Source organism: Granulicella tundricola MP5ACTX9 (assembly GCF_000178975.2).
Classification (GTDB): Bacteria; Acidobacteriota; Terriglobia; order Terriglobales; family Acidobacteriaceae; genus Edaphobacter; species Edaphobacter tundricola.
In genome coordinates, this window is the sequence record NC_015064.1 from 1,233,015 (window position 1) to 1,252,576 (window position 19,562).

A 19,562-nucleotide genomic window follows, 5' to 3' on the forward strand; every position below is an offset into this window, starting at 1 on the left:
GGTCAACGGCGATCTAGGGCTACTGGGCCGATCGTCTTGATGTTGAGCCAAGGAAGTAAGTCAGGAGAGAAAAGGTGGTTCAGGGCCGTTGCCTCTATGGGCAACGGCCTAATTTCAATTCCAGATTACGCTGAGACGGCGACCTGGTCGAGGATCTCAGCGAAGTTCTTGCCTTGTCTGGCTAGATACCCCTTCTTGTGGAAGGCGTATCCGGCGATGAGCGGGAGGGCGAGAGTGGCTTCGGAGAAGACCATCTGTTCATAGGTGAGATCGACCTTGCCCCAGGAGCTTGCTTCCTTGAGGGTCGATCCGGAGAGCGCGCCGTCACGGGCGTCCGCGACTGTGATCTGGATGGCGTACTTGTGCATGGGGGCGTCGTCGCCGAGGATCTCCGCGGCTACGACGATGTCCTGCGCGAAGTTCTTGGGTGTGCCGCCGCCGACCATGAAGAGGCCTGTGACGGGATTGGCGATCTTGAGCTTGGTGATCTCGTAGAAGTCCTTGGCGGAGTCAATGGAGACGACCGGCTTGCCCTGGCGGGCGTGCTGGTGGGCGCAGAGACCGAAGCCGGCGGAGCAGTCCGAGAAGGCCGGGACGAAGATGGGGATGTTCTTTTCGTAACAGGCGAGGATGATGGAGTCGTCGTTGCCTGCGGCGGGGGTGCGGCCCTTGTCTACGAGGTACTTGCCCATGGCCTGGATGAACTCGCGGCTGGAGTAGGCGCGGGGCGTGAGGGAGTCGGTGATCTCGCGGATGGTGTCGTCGCAGACGCGGAGCTCGGCTTCATCGATGAAGGTGTCGTAGATACGGTCGATCATGAGCTCGCGGAGATCTGCGTCGCCTGCGCCGTACTTGTACTCGTCACCGGCGATGTAGTGCTTGTAGCCGAGGGCTTCAAAGAAGTCCTGATCGACGATGTTGGCTCCGGTGGAGACGATGGCGTCGACCATGTTGTTGCGGATGAGGTCGACGAAGAGGGTCTTGAGGCCGGCGGAGATGAGGGAGCCGGCGAGGCAGAGGATGACGCCGCAGTCGGTGTCACGGAGCATCATGTCGTAGATATCGGCTGCGCGCGCGGTGTCGCGTGCGGAGTAGGCCATGTGGGCCATGGCTTCGACGAGCGGAACTACGTTGTGCTGCTTGATGTCGACGTGCTGAATGGGGGCTTTGAGGAGTTCTTCTTTTGTGGGCATGGCAGGGATAAGAATATCAGTTTCATGCTGGACGGGCGCGGGATTGGGCCGGGTTCGTGAGAATTTCACACGGGCAGCGGCGTACAGAGAAGCACGATGCCGGCGATCACGAGGACTACGGAAGCGACGTATTGAAGCAGATTGAGTGGGAAGCGCATAACAGAGTCTCCTGTTGATCTATGGCTATGTTGCCTGCTGACAACGCCCGGAGCCAGGGAGCGTTGTCAGCAAAGCGAGGTGACAGATGTCATGCTTCGTCGAGAAAGATGGTTTCAATGGAGGCCCCGAAGAGACGGGCGATGCGGAAGGCCAGCGGCAACGACGGGTCGTATCGACCGGTTTCTATGGCGTTGACGGACTGACGTGAGACCTCAAGACGGTCCGCTAGATCCTGCTGAGACCAGGCGCGTTCTGCACGGAGAATACGGAGGCGGTTATTCATTGCCGGCCCTGTACTTAAGGCGTAGGAAGAAGTCGGAGATGCCGACGATGATCCAGAAGATGACGAAGACGTGGAAGCCATCGACTGGGGGGAAGTGCGCAAAGAGGTGCACGAAGCTCCAGAACGAGGTGAGTGCGAGGGTGAACCCCGCTCCCCAGAGAAGGGACTGGATGAAGAGCTCGCGCTGGAACTCGTCTTTTTCTTCCTTGAGGTAGAGGGCGACGATGACGATCATCGCGATGATGGGGATGGACGGGATCGTTGCCAGCCCGATGGCGGCCGGGAGGGGAAGGCGTCCGTGATAGAAGACGTGGAAGGTAAGGAAGACGGTGAGGACGTATGCCGCACTGGCGATTGCGATGCGACGCAGGTAACGGGCTACTGCGGGTGAATGGTTTGACATGTCGTGTTTCCTTTACTCAATGACAAATTAACTTTACTCTTGTATTTAAAGATGTCAAGGGTGCTTGTCATGTTTATTTGCTTGTTAGGCTTGTTGCATGAATGTGAACTTTGCGGAGCGGGCGCATAACCACAACTGGAAGCTGGACCCGATTGTGCGGTCGCTGCTGGATACGGACTTTTACAAGCTGCTGATGCTGCAGTTCATCTGGAAGAACTTTCCGCAGGTGCAGGTGACGAGCGAGGTGGTGAACCGTACGGTACGGGTGCATCTGGCCGAGCGGGTGGGGATGGCGGCGCTGCGGGAGCAGATGGAGCATGTGCGGGGGCTGCGGTTTCGGCGGTCTGAGCTGGTTTGGCTGGCGGGTAATACGTTCTATGGAGTCAGGTTCATCTTTGAGCCGGCGTTTCTGGAGTGGCTGGAGAAGGACTTTGCGCTTTCGGACTACGAGATTGCGGAGCAGGAGTCGGACGATCCGGCTCATGCGGGGCAGTTGACGCTTCGGTTCAGCGGGTTGTGGACTGCCGTCACAATGTGGGAGGTTTATGCGCTGGCGATCGTGAGCGAGTTGAAGACTCGGGCGGCGCTGGCGGAGTTGAGTGAGCTCGAACTGGATGTTTTGTATGCGCGGGCTAAGACTCGGCTTTGGGACAAGATCGAGAAGCTGCGGGATGTGGAAGGGCTGCAGCTTTCGGACTTTGGGACGCGGCGGCGGCACTCGTTCTTGTGGCAGGAGTACGCGGTGCAGGCACTGAGGGCTTCGCTGGGGAAGAGATTTGGTGGAACGTCCAATACGGCGCTGGCGTACAAGCATGATCTGGAGGCGATTGGGACGAACGCGCATGAGCTGCCGATGGCGATGGCGGCGCTCGCCTCTGTTGGGAGCGATGATGAGTTGCGGGCCTCGCAGTATCGGGTGCTGGAGCTTTGGCAGAGGAGCTATGGGGGGTCGCTGCTGATCATGCTGCCGGATACGTTCGGGACGACGCAGTTCCTGGAGCATGCGCCGGAGTTTGCTGCGGACTGGACGGGGCAGCGGGTGGACTCGAAGGACCCGTATGTCGCCGGGGATGAGTATGTTGCGTGGCTGGAGAGCCGGGGGCGTGATCCGCGGCAGAAGAGGCTGATCGCGTCCGATGGGCTGGATGTGGATGACATTGTGAAGCTGCATGAGTACTTCAGTGGGCGGATACGGTTTTCAGCCGGGTGGGGGACGCTGCTGACGAACGACTTCCGCGGCTGCCATCCGAGGGGTGAGGACACGCTGGAGCCGCTGAGCCTGGTCTGCAAGCTGACGAGTGCGAACGGGATCCCTACGGTGAAGCTGAGCGACAACGCGAGGAAGACGGCGGGGCCGGTAGAGCTTGTGGCGAGGTATCGACGGGTGTTTGGGAGTGAGGCGGAGACGGGGGCTGCGGTGATCGTTTAGTAAAGGGTTCATCTCGCGTTGCTCGAGGCTCGATATACTTTCTGCATGATGAAGCTTCACCCGGTTGCCAAGGTTGCTGTTGCACTCTCTTTTGTCCCCTTCGTTTTCGTTCAGCGTAGCGCTGCGTGGGGTGCCGATGGGCATCGCATGATCAATCGGCTGGCCGCGCAGTATCTGCCGGCGGATGTGCCTGCGTTTATGCGCAATGGCGAGGCGCAAGACACGCTGGAGTACCTGGGGCCGGAGCCGGATCGGTGGAAGAACAGGGCGGAGAGCGAGTTGAGCGCGACGCAGTCTCCGGATCACTTTATCGACATGGAGTGGGCGGACTTGGTGGGGACGCTGCCGAAGCGGCGGTACGACTACATCCGTGAGGTCGATAAGATTGCGCCGGCGCATCCGGAGTTGAAGCTGACGGCGGAGAAGATCGGGTTTCAGCCGTGGGAGGTTGAGGAGAACTATCAGCGGCTGAAGGTGGCGTTCCGGGAGTACCGGAAGCTGGTTGCAGCCAATGCGGATACGGGGCCGGATAAGAAGGCGATCCTTTTCTATGCTGGGTGGCTGGGGCACTATGTGGCGGATGGATCGCAGCCGCTGCATGACTCGATTCAATACAACGGGTGGACGGGGCCCAACCCGAACGGCTATACGACAGAACACAAGATTCACGCGAAGTTCGAATCGACCTATGTGAGTGCGAATGTGCCGCGGGTGGAGATTGCGGCACTGGTTGCGGCTTCTACACCGAAGCTGATGACGGATGAGTGGAGCGACTACCTGACTTATCTAAGGACATCTGAGGGGCAGGTGGAGAAGCTTTATCAATTGGATAAGGCTGGGGCTTTTGATGGAGCTGGGACGCCTGCGGGAAAGGCGTTTACGGAGGAGCGGATTGCGGCTGGAGTGATCGAACTGCGGGACATGATCTACACGGCTTGGGTGCGGAGCGGTGATCCGGTTGAGGAGTACAAGGGGGCGCAGTAGAGCAGTGACAAAATAGTGATAAGGCAGTGATGAGGCAGTGGAAAGGCAGTAACGGCAGGGAGGCTTAGGCTGGGGTTTCGGTGTGGAGCTTGAGGAGGAGACGCTCCAGCGCGGGGCGCAGGATGAGGGCGACGAGAGGGATCAGCGCGGCGGAGAAGAGGGTCCAGACGATGAGGGCGTGCCACTCCCACGACCAGAGCATGCGGGTGGTGGCGAGGGGGTGGTGACGCATGGCGCTGAGGAGAGCCTCACGGTCCAAAGGGAGCTTGCCGGTGTGGAAGATGCGGTCGCCTATGTCTATGAAGACGAAGAACAGGGCGAGTTGGAGCGGGTAGACGAGGTGGTTGGAGATCTGGGACGCTACCAGGTTCAGACGCAGGACGAAGGCCACGGCAAGGCAGAGGAGGGTGGTCGAGCCGAGCAGCGGATTGATGCCGACGGCTACCCCAACCGCGAGCGACCAGGCGAGGCGGCGGGGGGAGGCTCCGACGCGCAGCAGATGCATGACCGGCGAGATGATGTGCCGTTGGAAGAGAAGCGAGATGGATGCGGTGAGAGAAGCTGCCATGCGGGATTGAGGTAAGGATAGACTGAGGTGGTCGAACGGTGTCGCTATGCCCGGACTTTTCATCAGATGCTTACTCTTCGGCCTACTCATCAATTTAGGGGTTTCATGCACGTTCTACGCGCGCTTCTTCGTACGGCAAAGCTGATTGGTTATTTCACCTGGTTTGGGCTGGAGCTTCTGATTCGGCGGCCGGCGACACGGCAGGCTAGGGCGGATTGGCTGCATCGATTCTGTGCGGCGGCGCTGCGTGGGTTCGATGTGAAGCTGACGGTGGAGGGGGAGTTTCCGGCGCGTGGGGCGTTGATTTCAAACCACTTGAGCTACCTGGACATCATTGTGTTTGCGGCGATGTCGCCTTGTGTTTTTTGTTCCAAGGCGGAGATTAAGCACTGGCCGATCCTGGGGTGGATGACGACGATGGCGGGGACCGTCTATGTGGATCGCGGGCGGGGTGGGTCGGCGGCTAAGGCGGGTGGGGAGATGAAACTGGCGGCGGAGGCGGGGTTGCCGGTGGTGTTTTTTCCTGAAGGGACAACGAGTAACGGGGAGCAGGTGCTGGCGTTTCACTCTGGATTGCTGGCGCAGGCGATCGGGGCGGAGGAGCCGATTACCGGGGCCTATCTGAGCTACTCGCTGGATGAGGAGAATGGGGAGGGCGTAAGTGTCTCAGACGATGTGGCTTACTGGGGGGATGTGAATATGCTGAAACACATCTTCCGGTTCCTGGGTTTGCAGGGATGCCATGCGCGGGTGCGGATTGGGGATGGGCCGATTGCGTTCCGGTGCGGGGTGAAGGACCGGAAAGGGGCTGCGCGGGAGGCTCGGGAGGCTGTGCTGGAGTTGGCGGGAACGTTTGTGAATACAGCTACTTAGCTCGGGTATAGCCGTGTTTGCGGAGGGTGCTGAGGACCTGTTCGACGGACCAGTCGAGGGAGTCTGTTCCTTCCACGGTGAGGGTGGCGTGGTGAGCGGAGGGGAGGACGTACTGCTCTGCCATGGGGTGGGCGGTCTCAAGATACTGATTCCTAACGCTTTCTTCCGTTCGGCCGCGCTCTTTGACGTCGCGGTGGATGCGGCGCATGAGGCAGACTTCGTGGGGGGCGTCGACGTAGATGCTGAGATTGTAGAGGGCTCTCAGGGGCTCGTAATGGAGGGCCAGGATGCCCTCTACGATGATGAAATCGGTGGGGCGGATGGTCTCTTCGGCGTCGGGGATTCGGGTGTGGGTGGCGAAGTCATAGGTGGGGGCCTGGATGGGATTGCCAGCGGCTAGCTGGCGGACGTGCTCGGTCAAAAGTGTTGATTCTAAAGAGTCTGGGTGGTCGAAATTTTGGGTGGCTCGCTCTTCATGGGAGAGGTGGGCGAGGTCATGGTAGTAGAGATCGAGGGTGAGAAGGGTGGCGGAAAGCTCTGAGGCGAGCTCGCGCGCGAGGGTGGTTTTGCCGGAGCCTGAGCAGCCGGCTATGCCCAGGATGAAGGGCTTGCGGGGGAAGGTGAGCTGGGCGGAGTCAGTCAATACACCCACGATAAACCATGCGTTTTTCTCACCACAACGACACCACAAATCACCACAAACGCACCACAAACTTCACCACGATTTCAGAGGCGGGGGATGATGGCGGTCAGGAGGGCGGAGAAACGGGATTCGACCTGGCGGCCGATGTCCATGACCTCTTCGTGGTGGATGACTTCGTTCGAGACGCCTGCAGCGGGGTTGGTGACGAGGGAGAGGCCGAGGACGGGGATGCCCATGTGGCGGGCGATGATGACCTCATGGACGGTGGACATGCCGACGAGGTCCGCGCCGAGGGTGCGGAATGCACGGATCTCTGCGGCGGTCTCGTAGGAGGGTCCGAGGACGGCCAGGTAGACGCCTTCTTCCAAGATGTAGCCCTGTTTGGCGGCTTCCTCTACGGCGATGGCGCGGAGGGCGGCGGGGTAGGCGGTGGTCATGTCGAAGAAGCGGTAGCCGGAGGTTTCGTTGGTGGCGAAGCGGGGCTCGTTGGGGCCGAGGGCGGCGTTGGTGCCGGTGAGGTTGATGTGGTCTGAGATGGCGACGAGGGAGCCGGGCTTGTAGGTGGGCTTGATGCCTCCGGCGGCGTTGGTGACGATGAGGGTCTTGCAGCCGAGGAGGCCGAGGACGCGGGTGGGGAAGGTGACCTCCGGCATGGTGTAGCCCTCATATGCGTGGACGCGGCCCTGCATGACGGCTACGGGGACTCCGGCGATGGTGCCGAGGATGAGGTTGCCGGAGTGGCCTTCTACCGTGGACTGGGGGAAGTGGGGGATGGTGGCGTAGGGGATGGTGACGGGGTTCTCGACCGCGGAGGCGAAGGAGCCGAGGCCTGACCCTAGGATGATGCCGACGGCCGGGACGAGGGGGGTGAGGGTGCGGATGTAGGCGGCGGCGGATTGGGCTCGGGTGTAGAGGTCTGGTAAGGAGGTCATGGGCGCCTTTTGTTGGTGAAGGTGAATGATAGCTCGTTCAGATTATTTCCGTGACGAAGTTCTCTCGGCTGCGGCGGACCTTCTTGAGGTTCGCTAGCCAGTCGCCTTCTGCTGCGCGGTAGCCAAGCGGGAGCATGACGACGCTACGGAGGTTCTTCGATTTCAGGTTCAGGATCTCGTCTACGGCTGCGGGGTCGAAGCCTTCCATGGGAGTGGCGTCGACCTCTTCAAAGGCTGCGGCGATCAGGGCAGCTCCAAGGGCAATGTAGGCCTGGCGTGCGGCGGCCTGATAGTTGGCTTCCGTTCCCCGTGCGGCGACGATGCCCAGCAACTGCTGGCGATAGCTTTCCCAACCCTCATTTTTGAAGCCACGGATGTCGTTGGTGAGGTCGAACATCATATGCACGCGCTCTGGCGTGATGTTATCCCACGCGGCGAAGACGAGCAGATGCGAAGAGTCTGTGACCTGCGCCTGGTTCCACGAGACGGCGCGGATCTTTGCGCGGATGTCCGGGTTGGTGATGACGAAGAGCTGAAAGGGTTGCAGGCCGCTGGAGGTGGGGGCAAGACGTATGGCTTCGATGATGCGTTCCAGCTTTTCGGTGGGGACGCTTTTCGTTGCGTCAAACTTCTTGGTTGCATAGCGCCACGCGAGTCTTTCGGTTACGGTCGTCAATCTGGTTTCCTTATGGGTGGGGGCTCGTTGCAGGCAGCGTCGGTGACGCTAGTGGGATGAGATGCTGAGGTCCTGCGGAGGGTTCGAAAGAACGGGGGCGGGTGAAGGCGTTTTGACGCGTTATTCTAGAAGTCACACGAGGAGCCTGGGTCTCTAGTAATTGGCTCTGATAAAGGTTGGTAACGAGACTTTTTGGAACCATTGCGGATCATTGGTTTCGAGAAGCCTACTTTGCAGTAGTCATCCGGGTGTCGGAGAGTGCGTTGGCGAGTTTGCACCAATCCAACGCATCCATCTTGTAAACCCGCTCCTGAAGACTTGAAATTGACGGGTCCACGCTGTTGCCGTGGTGAAATCACTCCGTGAGCAATAATGGATTTACTATGCGTCCGAAGTCTGCGCTCATCTGGCTCCTGGCTATCTTTCAGCTATGGCTTGCTCACGCTATTGGTTATATGGTCCACGAATACGCACACAGCTTTATTGCCTGGTTCTGTCATGCGAAAGCAAATCCCCTTGCGCTCGATTACGGCAGGACGAATCTCGAAAACTTCTTATTTCTCAGCGATATTGATGAGAATGTGGACTACGCGCCGTTGTTTGCCGAAGGCCGGAACCATGTGGCAGCACTCATTGCGGTCGCCGGGGTCTTGATCGGCAATGGGCTTTCGTATCTGGCCAGCCGCTTGCTATACGAGCGCGCCAGTTCGCAGTACCAGCGACGTTGGGCAATGTTCTATTTCTGGATCGGAGTGATGAGCGTCGGCAACTTCCTGTCCTATGTGCCAGTAAGGACGTTCGCATCGCACGCCGATATGTTCACAGTCGTGCGGGGCCTGCAAGTCTCGCCATGGGTGATTGCGCTGGGTCTGGGGATACCTTTCGCCCTTGCAATCTGGCACTTCTTGGCGCGAATACTACCTCAGGCGGCGTCTTTCCTATTCGGAACAGAGCCTGTTCTGCAGGGTGTCTTTATCCTCATGACAACATACTTCGTCTTCGTGTTCTTTGGGGGCGCGGGAATCAAGAACTACGGAAACGCAGGCTACTGGATTTCTGCTTGCTGCGTATACCTACTCTTCCCGATTGCAACGATCCTCTGTCTGCAAGCTCCCAAACGCTCCGCCTGATCTGGTTTGCCCAGCCAATCTCTCAGTCCCGAAAGCGATCCAGAGAGTGCGCTGCAGGTGAACGCAAACTGATTTAGGGGGAGAAATGCGCCCAGACGTCTCAACTGACGACAACAGTCCAATGCGCTCGATGAGTATTGTATGTCCGTGAGCTGGAGTCGGCGGTGTGAGCTGGATGGTTGTGGTTAGGCGGCCCTGGGAGACTGGGGCCGTTTGATTTTTTGTGGAGGTGGGGTGTTTCGGGCCTATGATGCTCTCGGATTGGATTTGTGCGGGAGGATGGGATGAGCGGAGTGAGGTTGCTGGTGGGGACGAAGAAGGGTGCGTTTGTGCTGACGGCGGATGGCGGGCGTGTGGACTGGACGATCGAAGGGCCGTTCTTTGCGGGGTGGGAGTGCTATCACGTGGCGGGGTCGCCGGTGGATGCGGAGCGGATCTATTGCTCGCAGTCGAGTGCTTGGTTTGGGCAGGTGATGCAGCGTTCCGACGACGGCGGGAAGACGTGGGCGGCGGTGGGGAATCTGTTTGGGTATGAAGGGAAGACGGGGACGCACCAGTGGTATGACGGGAGTCCGCACCCGTGGGAGTTCAAGCGGGTGTGGCATGTGGAGCCCTCGCTGAGCGAGGTGGATGTGGTGTATGCAGGGGTGGAGGATGCGGGGCTGTTCCGGTCTGTGGATGGCGGGGTGAGGTGGGAGGAGCTGAATGGGCTGCGAGGGCATGGGACTGCGGTTGACTGGCAACCGGGGGCAGGTGGGATGTGTCTGCATACGATCGTGATCGACCCGAGCGATGAGCGAAGGATGTTTGTGGCGATCTCGGCTGCTGGGGCTTTTAGGACGGACGATGGCGGGGTGACGTGGAAGCCGGTGAACAAGGGGTTGAGGTCGCAGTACATTCCGAAGCCGGATGCGGAGGTGGGGCACTGTGTGCATAAGCTGGCGATGCATCCGGCAAGGCCGCAGACGCTGTTCATGCAGAAGCACTGGGACGTGATGAGGACCGACGACGCGGGGGAGAACTGGCGGGAGGTGAGTGGGAATCTGCCGACGGACTTTGGGTTTGCTATCGACGTGCATGCGCATGAGCCGGAGACGATTTACGTGGTGCCGATCAAGAGCGACTCGGAGCATTTTCCGCTGGATGGGCGGCTGCGGGTTTATCGGAGCAAGAGCGGCGGGGATGAGTGGGAGGCGATGACGAAGGGGCTGCCGCAGAGCGACTGCTATGTGAATGTGCTGAGAGATGCGATGGCGGTGGATCGGATGGAGGAGTGCGGGGTTTATTTTGGGACGACGGGTGGGCAGGTTTACTGCTCGGCTGACGGGGGCGAGACGTGGCGGACGGTGGTGAGGGATTTGCCGGCGGTGCTTTCTGTCGAGGTGCAGACGCTGCCATGATCCGGGTGGAGTTGCCGGCGCCGCTGTGCCGGTTGGCGGGGTGCGAGCGGGAGGTGACGCTCGAAGTGAGGGTGGCTACGCTGGGTGGCGTTATGGATGCGCTGGAGGAACAGTATCCTGCGCTGCGTGGGGCGGTGAGGGACTATGCGACGGGGGAGCGGCGGGCTTATCTGCGGTTCTTTGCCGGGGAGGAGGATATCTCTGCGATGCGGTCTGATGAGGCTCTGCCGGATGCGGTGGCGCGAGGGGATGAGGCGCTGCTGGTGATTGGTGCGATTGCTGGTGGTCTCTGAGTGTTATGAGGATTTATTGCAACTTGTGTGGGGTTGGGGAATCTGTTGAGGTGGCCTGAGACGGGCGAGGAGATTCTGGGATGAAGCTGACGGGAAACACGATTTTTATTACGGGTGGCGGTTCTGGCATTGGGCGTGGGTTGGCTGAGGCGCTGCATGGACTGGGGAACGAGGTGATCATCTCCGGGCGGCGTAAGGGACACCTGGATGAGGTGACGAAGGCGAATCCGGGGATGAAGTCTGTAGAGCTGGATATTGCCAGCCCGGAGAGTATCAAGAGCGTCGCGGCGAAGCTGATTGCTGAGTATCCGAAGCTGAATGTGGTGATCAATAACGCGGGAATCTTCAGCGTGGATACGGCGGAGGGTGTGCTTGACGATGAGGTGCTGGTGTCGACGGTGACGACGAATGTGTTTGGGCCGTTGCGGATGACTTCTGCGCTGATCGAACATTTGAAGGGGCAGGATGCGGCTGCGGTGATCTATGTGACGTCCGGGTTGGCGTTTACGCCGTTGGCAATGGCCGCGGTTTATAACTCGACGAAGGCTGCGATTCACTCTTATGCGCTGAGCCAGCGGTACAAGTTGAAGGGCACGAGCGTGAAGGTGCTGGAGATCGCTCCGCCTTATGTGCAGACGGAGCTGGGTGGGGATCAGCAGTTGAACGATCCTCGGGCGATGCCGTTGAAGGAGTTTATCGACGAGACGATCAAGGTGCTGGGCACGGACGCTGATGAGGTGCTGACGGAACGGGTGAAGCCGCTGCGGAATAACGTTGGGCCGAATGAGTATGAGTTTGTGGTGAAGATGAACGACATGATGACGGCCGCGGGGCATAAGAGCTAGCCGGTTGTGCGGATGCGTATGGGGGGCGGGCTTCGGCTCGGCCCCTTTTTTATGGTTTCTGGGCTAGTTTGTTGTTTTTGATGGCAAGTGAGAATGGGGTGGCTACGGGTGTGGCGGTGCCGATGTACTCGATGATGTAGTAGCCGCCGGGGAGGGTCCAGACGTTGCCGGAGCTGTCGATGGCGAGGTCGTCGGCGGGGGTGGCTCCGATGAGGCTGACCGGGGACGAGGCGTAGCCGGTGGAGCCGGACAGCGGGAGGCCGGCGTTGCTGAACTCTACGATGTGGGGGATGCTTTTGGAGTCTGCGCCGTTGGCGACCCAGGCGTTGCCGGCTCCGTCGATGGCGACTGAGGCGGGGCCGTTGAGGCCGCCGCCGGTGTAGCCTCCGGGCTGGGTGGGGACGCCGTTGGGGGTGAACTTGTGGAGGGTGTTGGACTGGGTTGCGGTGAGCCAGATGTTGCCTGCGCTATCGGATGCGATGTGGTGGGTCTGGATGAGGTTGGTGTCGAGGTAAGGGGAGCCTGGGAGCTGGGTTCCGGCGTTGTTGAAGGCGGCGAGGCCAAAGGCGAGGGTGGCGGAGTAGTCTGCGATCCAGATGTTGCTGGAGGGGTCGATGGCCATGCCGGTGGGATAGGGGAGGGTGCTGCCGGTGAAGGGCGAGCCGGGGAGCTTGACGGCTGAGTTGGAGAGGGCGGCGAGGGTGCCGTTGTTGTTGGCGATCCAGGCGTTGCCGGCTCCGTCGATTGCAAGGGCGTTGGGGACGGAGATGCCGGTCTGGGCGGTGGCGAGGACGGTGCCGGAGGTGCTGAGCTTGTAGACGCTGGAGACGGCGCTGTCGGTGAGCCAGACGTTTCCGGTGGGGTCGACGGCGAGGTCTGAGAGGGCGTTGAAGCCGTTGGCGAAGTAGCCGATGGCGGGGGATAGGAACGCGCCCTGGTTGCTCAGTTTGAAGACGGAGCTGTACGGTCCTGAGCGGCCGAGGACTGCGCCGCTGACGGTGTTGTTGATCCAGACGTTTCCGTCGGCGTCGAGGGCCACGCGGGTTTGCAGGCTGTTGCTGGTTTTATAGGGGACGGAGAGGGTCCAGTCGTTGGGCGCGGCCGTGAGCGCTGGGGAGAAGGAGGTGCTTGTGGTGGCGATCTGGTAGAGAGCAGCTGCCTGGGATGCGGGATGGGTCGCTATGTTGAGGACGGCCTGGAGGGTGTTGGTGGGGGCTGTGGCTCCGGTGGAAGTGGCGGCGGCGAAGAGGGTGGAGCATGGGGTGCCGGTGCCGTTGGACTTGATGCAGAGATCAAGTGTGTTGCCGAGGGAGTTGATGGTCGATTGGGGGACTGTGCCGTTGGCGGCGAGGGTGGCGGTGCGGGCCTGGCCGGTGGAGATATCGACGAGGTTGGGGACGGTGAGGAAGGCGTTGGTGAGACCGGTGGCGTTGGTGGATGAGGTGCCGACCTGCAAGGTGGTGGGGTTGATGAAGGCTGCAAGAGCATAGACGGAGGCCACGGTTGTGACTTCGTTGATGTTGATGTAGGCGTTGGGGTCAAGGGTATAGGTTGAGCCGAAGAGGGTGCAGGGGCCGAGGGCGGCCATCATGACGCTGGCAGAGTTGCTGGTGCTGGAGGTGAGGCCGGGATTGCCTCCGGTGGCGAGGACGTAGAGTTGGCTGGAGGCGGAGGGGCAGGTGTAGTCGCCGATGAGGGAGAAGGTGCCGTCCTGGGCGGTTGTGACCGGGGTGGAGAGGAGCGAGACGGCACCGGTCCCATACCCTGAGGTTCCGGCGGCGAAGAGCTGGATGGTTGCGTCGGAGAGGGGTTGCTGGCCGGCGAGGACTTTGCCATCGATCTGCCCGGAGGTGGTTGGGGGGACGGGGACGGGCACGGGAGTTGTCGGAGGCGTGGGAGTGGATTGAACGGAGCAGCCGGCGGCCAGGAGACAGAAGGGGAGGAGAAGGGAAATCTTCAGGGGGAAGGTCATGGGTGCTCCAGACGTCAGCGGCACGCCTGCGTCCGCTGACGTGAGGAGGATAGCGCGGTTTTATGCGATTCGCAACGAGTGCGATGCGTGTTGGACGGGGCTTATTTGAGGAGCATGGAGACGATGCTGGCGGACATGAGGTTGGCCATGGTTCCGGCGAGCATGGCTCTTAGGCCTAGCTGGGCCAGGTCGTTGCGGCGGGAGGGGATGAGGGCTCCGATGCCGCCGATCTGCATGCCGATGGAGCCTACGTTGGCGAAGCCGCAAAGGGCGAAGGTGGCGATGGAGAAGGTGCGGGGATCGAGGGTGGCTTTGAGTTTGCCGAGCTCGTTAAAGGCGAGGAACTCGTTGATGATGGTGCGGGTGCCAAGGAGGTTGCCGATGGCGTGGCAGTCTCGCCAGGGGATGCCGATGAGCCAGGCTACGGGGGCACCGACGACTCCGAGGACGTTGTTGAGGGAGTGAGGGAAGGGGATGTGGCCGTGGGCCCAGGTGAAGTTGGAGATGCCGAGCATTATGGCGTTGAAGAGGCCTACGAGGGCTACGAAGGAGAGGAGCATGATGGCGACGTTGAAGGCGAGTTGGCCTCCGTCGATGGTGCCTCGGGCGATGGCGGCGATGAAGTTCTCGTTGGCGTGCTCCTCGCTGGGGGGCATCTTGACGGTGCCGGCGGTGGCGGGGACGCCTGTTTCAGGGACTAGCATCTTGGCGACGAGAATGGTGCCGGGGGCGGTCATGATGACGGCGGAGAGGAGGTCCTTGGCGTTGATGCCGAAGAGGATGTACGCGGCCATGATGCCGCCGGAGACGTGGGCCATGCCGGAGGTCATGATGGTCATGAGTTCGGAGCGGGTGGCTCCGGCCAGGAAGGGGCGGATGGTGAGGGGGGCTTCGGTCTGGCCCATGAAGATGCTGGCGGCTACGTTGGTGGACTCCGCGCCCGAGGTGCCCATGGTGAACTGCATGATGAAGGCGACGACCTTGATGATCTGCTGCATGAGGCCAATGTGATACAGGATGGCGAAGAAGGCGGAGACGAAGATGATGGTGGGGAGGACGGAGAAGGCGAAGACGGCCATGGGGTTGGACGGGATGCCGAGGTAGCCAAAGACGAGGCCGGAGCCATCGGCTGAGTGGGCGAGGAGGCCGGTGATGAAGTCCGAGACGGACTTGAGGATGACCTGTCCGGTGTTCCATTTGATGACGGCAAAGGCGAAGACGACCTGGAGGCTGAGGCCCCAGGCTACGGTGCGCCAGCGGATGGCGCGGCGATCGGTGGAGAAGGCGTAGGCGAGGGAGAGGAAGGTGATGAGTCCGAGCAGTCCGGTGAATCGGGCCAAGGCGTACGCTCCTGCTTTGTCTATGTGAACGCTTATGTCTTTGTGAACAGAGTGTAACGTGTTTTGGGATTAGCCCTTTCGAGTGTTGACAGGAGGGGTAGGGAGGTTAGAGTGAGGGAACGGCGCTGACGCGACGCGCCTGAGGAGATTGACGATGCCTTTGCCAAGTGACGAGAAGCTGGTTGAACTGGGAAACGAACTGATCAAGGCGTTTGACGGGATCTTTGGGCTGCATCCGGGGTTTCGCCCGGCGCATGCGAAGGGGGTGCTGCTGACAGGGACGTTTATGCCTACGGCTGAGGCCAAGGCGCTGGCACCTGCGCCGCATTTTGTGCAGCAGGCTACGCCGGTGACGGTGCGGTTTTCGGACTCGACGGGGCTGCCGCAGATTCCGGATACGGATGGGAATGCGAACCCGCGGGGGATGGCGATCCGGTTCAACCTGGGCGAGCATGTGCATACGGATATCGTGGCGCACTCGACCGATGGGTTTCCGACTCGGACGGGCGGGGAGTTTCTGGAGTTCCTGAAGGCTGTGGCGACGAGCGGGCCGGATACGCCTTCGCCGAAGCCGATCGAGGTGTTTCTGGGCGGGCATCCGGCGGCGTTGAAGTTCGTGCAGACGCCGAAGCCGTTTCCGGTGAGCTTTGGGACGGAAGACTACTTTGGCGTGACGGCAATGCAGTTTACGAGCGAGGCGGGAGAGGTGAAGTTTGGCCGCTACCAGATTGTGCCGAAGGCTGGGGTGGCTCGGCTGTCCGATGACGAGGTGAAGGCGAAGGGCCCGAACTACTCGTTTGACGAGATCAAGGAGCGGGTTGCGGCGGGGCCGGTGGCGTTCGAGGTGAAGCTGCAGGTGGCTGGGCCGGGCGATGTGGTGGACGATGCTACGATCCACTGGCCGGTGGAGAGGCCTGTGATCTCGCTGGGGACGGTGGTGCTGGATGCGGTGGTGGCGGATGATGCGGCCGAGCAGCAGAAGATCATCTTCGATCCGATTCCGCGGTGTGCAGGGATCGAGCCGAGTGACGATCCGCTGCTGGAGCTTCGGGCGGCGATCTATCTGCTGAGCGGCCGGCGGCGGCGGGCGGCTACGCAGGCGGAGTAGGCTCGGCTGCTTGATGGGCTGCATAGCCGCCGGGATATGCTGGTGGCTATGCAACGTACTGCACTGGTGACCGGGGCTTCGCGTGGGTTGGGCGCGGCGATGGCGATTGCACTGGCTGAGGCTGGGTTTGCTGTCGCGGTGAACTACATGACGAGCGAGGGGCGGGCGGTGGAGTTGTGCCGCTCGCTAACCGGCCGGGGGTTGAGGGCGGCGGCGTTTCAGGGTGATGTGCGGGCGGAGGGGGATGTCGCCCGGCTGGTGAGTGAGGTTACGGGTGCGCTGGGGCCGGTGGATGTGCTGGTGGTGAATGCTACGGGGCATCAGCCGATGCTTTCGATTGAAGAACAGACTTGGCAGGATTATCTGGATCAGATGGAGTTCTTTGTGAAGTCTCCGCTGCTGCTGGTGCAGGCGGTGCTGGGTGGGATGCGGGAGCGTGGGTTTGGGCGGGTGATCCAGATTGGGAGTGAGGTGGTTGAACTGGGGAACCCGCGCTTTGCGAACTATGTGGCGGCTAAGGCGGCTCAGTTGGGGCAGACGAGGTCCTGGGCTCGGGAGCTGGGGGCCAGTGGGATTACGGTGAATCTGGTGGCTCCTGGGTGGATTCCTACGGAGCGGAGTGTGGATGCTACGGCGGGGGAGATGGCGGCTTATGTTGCGGGCGTGCCGCTGGGGCGGATGGGGGATGCTGCGGAGGTTGGGCGGGTGGTGGCTTTTCTGGCTGGGGATGGGGCGGGGTTTGTGACTGGGCAGAAGATTGCGGTGAATGGGGGGAGGACTTTGGGGTGAGGGGTAAATGAGAAGTAATACGCGAATGAAGAAGCTATTGGAACAGCTTGAGATTGATCCCGGCGAGAAGCTGAAGGAAGTTATTGGACAAGCCCCGGAGATCATCTTGATTGACGGATGCGTATTTCTTGCGGATGTGTGCGCCAATTGCAAGGCAATCAGGTTAGAGCAATTCCCGGATCGTACGGGGTACGAATGCCTGATAAACCATACCCACCACAGAGTGGGCCGAGGAAAGAAAGCCCTGACAAGGGTGTTTGAGTATATTGCGGGGATTCGCCGGTCCTTACGCTCACTTGGCGGAGAGAACTTTATGATCATCATCGCGGTCGCTAAGGGTGAAGCGACTGTTCGCTTTCATCAGAGCCGTCCGGGAGAGGTATGGCTCACCGACGACCTTGAACTCTACAAACACGAGGCTATTATGACGATCCCGGCATAAGTTCTGAAGTTAGGCAGGAGACGGTGTTTGTGTTTGTTGGATAGGTCGAGTTTATTGCGGTTGTTTGGGACAGCCCGGGGCTAAAGCCCCTCTTTATTTCTGCCGTTGACGGGGGCCTGAAGGCCCCCTCTAATCCGAACGGCAACGCAGATCCCCTTCGGGGATGACAACAAAAGAGGCAACAGCGACTACGGAGCGGATCAGCGTTGAATGATCTCGCGGATGAGGGGGTTTAGGGTGGGTTTTTCGGGGGTGATGCGGTAGGTGGCGCGGAGCATTTCGTGGGGTTCGGCTAGGAGGGATTCTTCTTCGGCGAAGAGGGTTAGGAGGGGTTGGCCGGCTTCTACTTTTTGGCCTAGTTTGGCGTGCACTTCCAGGCCGGCGTGGGCGCTTACGGGGTCTCCGGGTTTGGTGCGGCCGGCTCCGAGACGCTGGACGGCCCAGCCGGCTTCGGTGCAGTCGATGGTGGAGAGGTAGCCGGTGGTTTCTGCGGTGAGGATGCGCGTGGCCAGGGGTTTGTGGAAGGTTTCGGGGTGGGTGAAGATGGCGGTGTCGCCGCCGTGGGCTTCTACGATTCTGAGCCAGGCCTCGTAGGCTTTGCCGGTGGCGAGGATGTGGTCGGAGATGCGGGCTCCGGCTTCTGGGGTTTCGGCTCCGCCGGCGAGATAGATCATCCAGCCGGAGAGGATGTTGGAGAGCTCGATGAGGTCGGCGGACATGGGGTGGCGGCGGCCCTGCATGATGTCGACGCACTCAAGGACTTCAATCCAGTTGCCGGAGTAGCGGCCGAGGGGCTCGTCCATGGTGGTGAGGAGGGCTACGGTGCGGGTGCCGGAGGCTTCGCCGGTTTCTACCATGAGCTTGGCGAGGAACTTGGCGTCTTCGTACTTCTTCATGAAGGCACCGCTGCCGGTTTTGACGTCGAGGACGAGGGCCTTGAGGTCTTCTGCGAGCTTCTTGCTCATGATGCTGGCGGTGATGAGGTATGGGCTTTCGACGGTGCCGGTGTGGTCGCGGAGGGCGTAGAGGATGCGGTCGGCGGGGACGATGGTGGGGGTCTGGCCGATGAGGGATGCGCCGCAGGTGCGGAGGACTTCGAGGAAGCGGGTGAGGGAGAGCTGGGTGTTGAAGCCGGGGATGGTTTCGAGCTTGTCGAGAGTTCCGCCGGTGTGACCGAGGGAGCGGCCGCTGATCATGGGGACGCAGATGCCTGGGGTGTCGTGGGGGGTGGGATGGGCGAGGCCGGCGGCGGCGAGGATGGGGGCGATGAGGAGGGAGGTCTTGTCGCCTACACCGCCGGTGGAGTGCTTGTCGATGGTGAAGGTTTGGAGGGGGGAGGCGTCGAAGGTCTCGCCGGAGTAACGCATGGCTTTGGTGAGGGCGGCGAGTTCGTCGGTGTTGAGGCCGCGCTGGAAGACGGCCATGAGGAAGGCGGCGATCTGGGCTTCGGTGATGCCTTTGCCGGTGACGACGGCGGTGATGACGGCTTGGATCTCTTCGGGGGTGAGGGTGAGGCCGTCGCGTTTGTGGATGATGACGTCGAGAGGGTGGATCATGGGTTCCTTTGGAACAGCTGTCAGGGATCAGTTAGAGCTTTAGATCAGGGAGGATTGGGTGAAGGCGTTGGGGAGTAGGTCTGCCATGGTGCAGGTGGTGGTGCCGGTTTCTGTGGGGAAGACGATGGTGGTTCCAGGGGCGGCGAACTCAGCCAGGGTCTGGCGGCAGGCTCCGCAGGGAGAGCAGGCGGCTCCGTTGAGGTTGACGACGACGACGGCTCGGATGCGGATGGCGGGGCCGTGGGTGGCGACGGCGGCGGCGATGGCGGCCTGCTCGGCACAAGAGGTGAGGCGGTAGGAGGCGTTTTCTACGTTGCAGCCGGTGACGATCTCTCCCGATTCAAGCAGGAGGGCTGCGCCAACCTGGAAGTTGCTATAGGGCGCGTAGGCGTTCGAGGCTACGGCTTCGGCGTGGCGGGTGAGTTCGGCGAGCTGGGTTGGGGCTAGTTCTGTGGGCGTCATGGGTGTCTGACGAGAGTAGAAGCTTGCGCGGGGGAAGACAAGCGGAGGTAATGGGTGGGAATCAGGATGGAACTGATGGAGT

21 protein-coding genes are annotated in these 19,562 nt (G+C 61.0%); 10 read left to right on the plus strand and 11 right to left on the minus strand.

Annotated features, from left to right (window positions below; translation table 11 throughout):
- Window positions 1-125: 125 nt before the first annotated feature.
- The 3 genes from ACIX9_RS05255 to ACIX9_RS05265 all read right to left on the minus strand — a co-directional run bounded on the left by ACIX9_RS05255 (window position 126) and on the right by ACIX9_RS05265 (window position 2,038).
- Window positions 126-1,193: a 1,9-bis(guanidino)-5-aza-nonane synthase gene (locus ACIX9_RS05255; RefSeq protein WP_013579437.1), complete on the minus strand. Its 1,068-nt coding sequence runs from the start codon at window positions 1,191-1,193 to the stop codon at window positions 126-128.
- Between the two features lie 247 nt (window positions 1,194-1,440).
- A complete protein-coding gene (locus ACIX9_RS05260) occupies window positions 1,441-1,635 on the minus strand; it encodes a helix-turn-helix transcriptional regulator (protein WP_013579439.1) in 195 nt (64 codons plus the stop codon).
- Window positions 1,628-2,038, minus strand: a complete 411-nt coding sequence (locus ACIX9_RS05265) for a hypothetical protein (RefSeq protein ID WP_013579440.1) — start codon at window positions 2,036-2,038, stop codon at window positions 1,628-1,630. The genes ACIX9_RS05260 and ACIX9_RS05265 overlap by 8 nt, the downstream gene beginning before the upstream one ends.
- A 97-nt stretch (window positions 2,039-2,135) precedes the next feature.
- On the opposite strand from ACIX9_RS05265, the gene pncB reads away from it, so the two are divergent.
- Together pncB and ACIX9_RS05275 are read left to right on the plus strand one after the other, a co-directional pair.
- The gene (gene pncB, locus ACIX9_RS05270) at window positions 2,136-3,467 is read left to right on the plus strand and encodes a nicotinate phosphoribosyltransferase (RefSeq protein WP_013579441.1); all 1,332 of its coding nucleotides are present in this window, start codon (window positions 2,136-2,138) and stop codon (window positions 3,465-3,467) included.
- 45 nt (window positions 3,468-3,512) lie between these two features.
- On the plus strand, window positions 3,513-4,451 hold the full coding sequence (locus ACIX9_RS05275) for a S1/P1 nuclease (protein ID WP_013579442.1): 939 nt from the start codon (window positions 3,513-3,515) through the stop codon (window positions 4,449-4,451).
- Between the two features lie 64 nt (window positions 4,452-4,515).
- On the opposite strand, the gene ACIX9_RS05280 is transcribed toward ACIX9_RS05275, so the two are convergent.
- On the minus strand, window positions 4,516-5,019 hold the full coding sequence (locus ACIX9_RS05280) for a DUF2062 domain-containing protein (protein WP_041596956.1): 504 nt from the start codon (window positions 5,017-5,019) through the stop codon (window positions 4,516-4,518).
- A gap of 105 nt (window positions 5,020-5,124) precedes the next feature.
- Between ACIX9_RS05280 and ACIX9_RS05285 the strand changes: the two genes are divergently transcribed.
- Window positions 5,125-5,892 (plus strand): lysophospholipid acyltransferase family protein, encoded by a 768-nt coding sequence (locus tag ACIX9_RS05285; protein ID WP_013579444.1) that lies wholly within the window; start codon window positions 5,125-5,127, stop codon window positions 5,890-5,892.
- Here the strand turns inward: ACIX9_RS05285 and udk are convergent.
- The 3 genes from udk to ACIX9_RS05300 all read right to left on the minus strand — a co-directional run bounded on the left by udk (window position 5,885) and on the right by ACIX9_RS05300 (window position 8,143).
- Window positions 5,885-6,544: a uridine kinase gene (udk, locus tag ACIX9_RS05290; RefSeq protein WP_013579445.1), complete on the minus strand. Its 660-nt coding sequence runs from the start codon at window positions 6,542-6,544 to the stop codon at window positions 5,885-5,887. The two genes, ACIX9_RS05285 and udk, sit on opposite strands and share 8 nt — an antisense overlap.
- A gap of 74 nt (window positions 6,545-6,618) precedes the next feature.
- The gene (locus ACIX9_RS05295; protein WP_013579446.1) at window positions 6,619-7,467 is read right to left on the minus strand and encodes a purine-nucleoside phosphorylase; all 849 of its coding nucleotides are present in this window, start codon (window positions 7,465-7,467) and stop codon (window positions 6,619-6,621) included.
- Between the two features lie 37 nt (window positions 7,468-7,504).
- A complete protein-coding gene (locus ACIX9_RS05300) occupies window positions 7,505-8,143 on the minus strand; it encodes an NAD(P)H-dependent oxidoreductase (RefSeq protein WP_013579447.1) in 639 nt (212 codons plus the stop codon).
- Between the two features lie 362 nt (window positions 8,144-8,505).
- Between ACIX9_RS05300 and ACIX9_RS23565 the strand changes: the two genes are divergently transcribed.
- The 4 genes from ACIX9_RS23565 to ACIX9_RS05320 all read left to right on the plus strand — a co-directional run bounded on the left by ACIX9_RS23565 (window position 8,506) and on the right by ACIX9_RS05320 (window position 11,811).
- Entirely contained in the window at window positions 8,506-9,273 is a 768-nt protein-coding gene (locus tag ACIX9_RS23565) for a hypothetical protein (protein ID WP_198152160.1), read from the plus strand.
- 284 nt (window positions 9,274-9,557) lie between these two features.
- The gene (locus ACIX9_RS05310; RefSeq protein WP_013579449.1) at window positions 9,558-10,673 is read left to right on the plus strand and encodes a WD40/YVTN/BNR-like repeat-containing protein; all 1,116 of its coding nucleotides are present in this window, start codon (window positions 9,558-9,560) and stop codon (window positions 10,671-10,673) included.
- Complete coding sequence (locus ACIX9_RS05315) at window positions 10,670-10,966, plus strand: ubiquitin family protein (RefSeq protein ID WP_013579450.1); 297 nt, start codon at window positions 10,670-10,672, stop codon at window positions 10,964-10,966. Before ACIX9_RS05310 ends, ACIX9_RS05315 begins: the two co-directional genes overlap by 4 nt.
- 80 nt (window positions 10,967-11,046) lie before the next feature.
- Window positions 11,047-11,811, plus strand: a complete 765-nt coding sequence (locus tag ACIX9_RS05320) for an SDR family oxidoreductase (RefSeq protein ID WP_013579451.1) — start codon at window positions 11,047-11,049, stop codon at window positions 11,809-11,811.
- 49 nt (window positions 11,812-11,860) lie between these two features.
- Here ACIX9_RS05320 and ACIX9_RS05325 read toward each other — a convergent pair whose 3' ends face one another.
- Entirely contained in the window at window positions 11,861-13,783 is a 1,923-nt protein-coding gene (locus ACIX9_RS05325) for a Vgb family protein (RefSeq protein WP_013579452.1), read from the minus strand.
- Window positions 13,784-13,884: 101 nt separating this feature from the next.
- The gene (locus ACIX9_RS05330; RefSeq protein ID WP_013579453.1) at window positions 13,885-15,123 is read right to left on the minus strand and encodes a NupC/NupG family nucleoside CNT transporter; all 1,239 of its coding nucleotides are present in this window, start codon (window positions 15,121-15,123) and stop codon (window positions 13,885-13,887) included.
- Window positions 15,124-15,277: 154 nt separating this feature from the next.
- On the opposite strand from ACIX9_RS05330, the gene ACIX9_RS05335 reads away from it, so the two are divergent.
- Genes ACIX9_RS05335 through ACIX9_RS05345 form a run of 3 tightly spaced genes read left to right on the plus strand, consistent with a single transcriptional unit; the run spans window position 15,278 to window position 17,462 of the window.
- Window positions 15,278-16,231, plus strand: coding sequence for a catalase family peroxidase (locus tag ACIX9_RS05335; protein WP_013579454.1), 954 nt, complete (start codon window positions 15,278-15,280; stop codon window positions 16,229-16,231).
- 48 nt (window positions 16,232-16,279) lie between these two features.
- Window positions 16,280-17,020, plus strand: a complete 741-nt coding sequence (locus ACIX9_RS05340; RefSeq protein WP_157477330.1) for an SDR family oxidoreductase — start codon at window positions 16,280-16,282, stop codon at window positions 17,018-17,020.
- A 25-nt stretch (window positions 17,021-17,045) separates the two neighbouring features.
- Entirely contained in the window at window positions 17,046-17,462 is a 417-nt protein-coding gene (locus ACIX9_RS05345) for a hypothetical protein (protein WP_041596958.1), read from the plus strand.
- A gap of 200 nt (window positions 17,463-17,662) precedes the next feature.
- Here the strand turns inward: ACIX9_RS05345 and ACIX9_RS05350 are convergent, their stop codons facing one another.
- Window positions 17,663-19,018 (minus strand): thymidine phosphorylase, encoded by a 1,356-nt coding sequence (locus ACIX9_RS05350; protein WP_013579457.1) that lies wholly within the window; start codon window positions 19,016-19,018, stop codon window positions 17,663-17,665.
- A 39-nt stretch (window positions 19,019-19,057) separates the two neighbouring features.
- Window positions 19,058-19,480 (minus strand): cytidine deaminase, encoded by a 423-nt coding sequence (locus ACIX9_RS05355; RefSeq protein ID WP_013579458.1) that lies wholly within the window; start codon window positions 19,478-19,480, stop codon window positions 19,058-19,060.
- Between the last annotated feature and the right edge of the window lie 82 nt (window positions 19,481-19,562).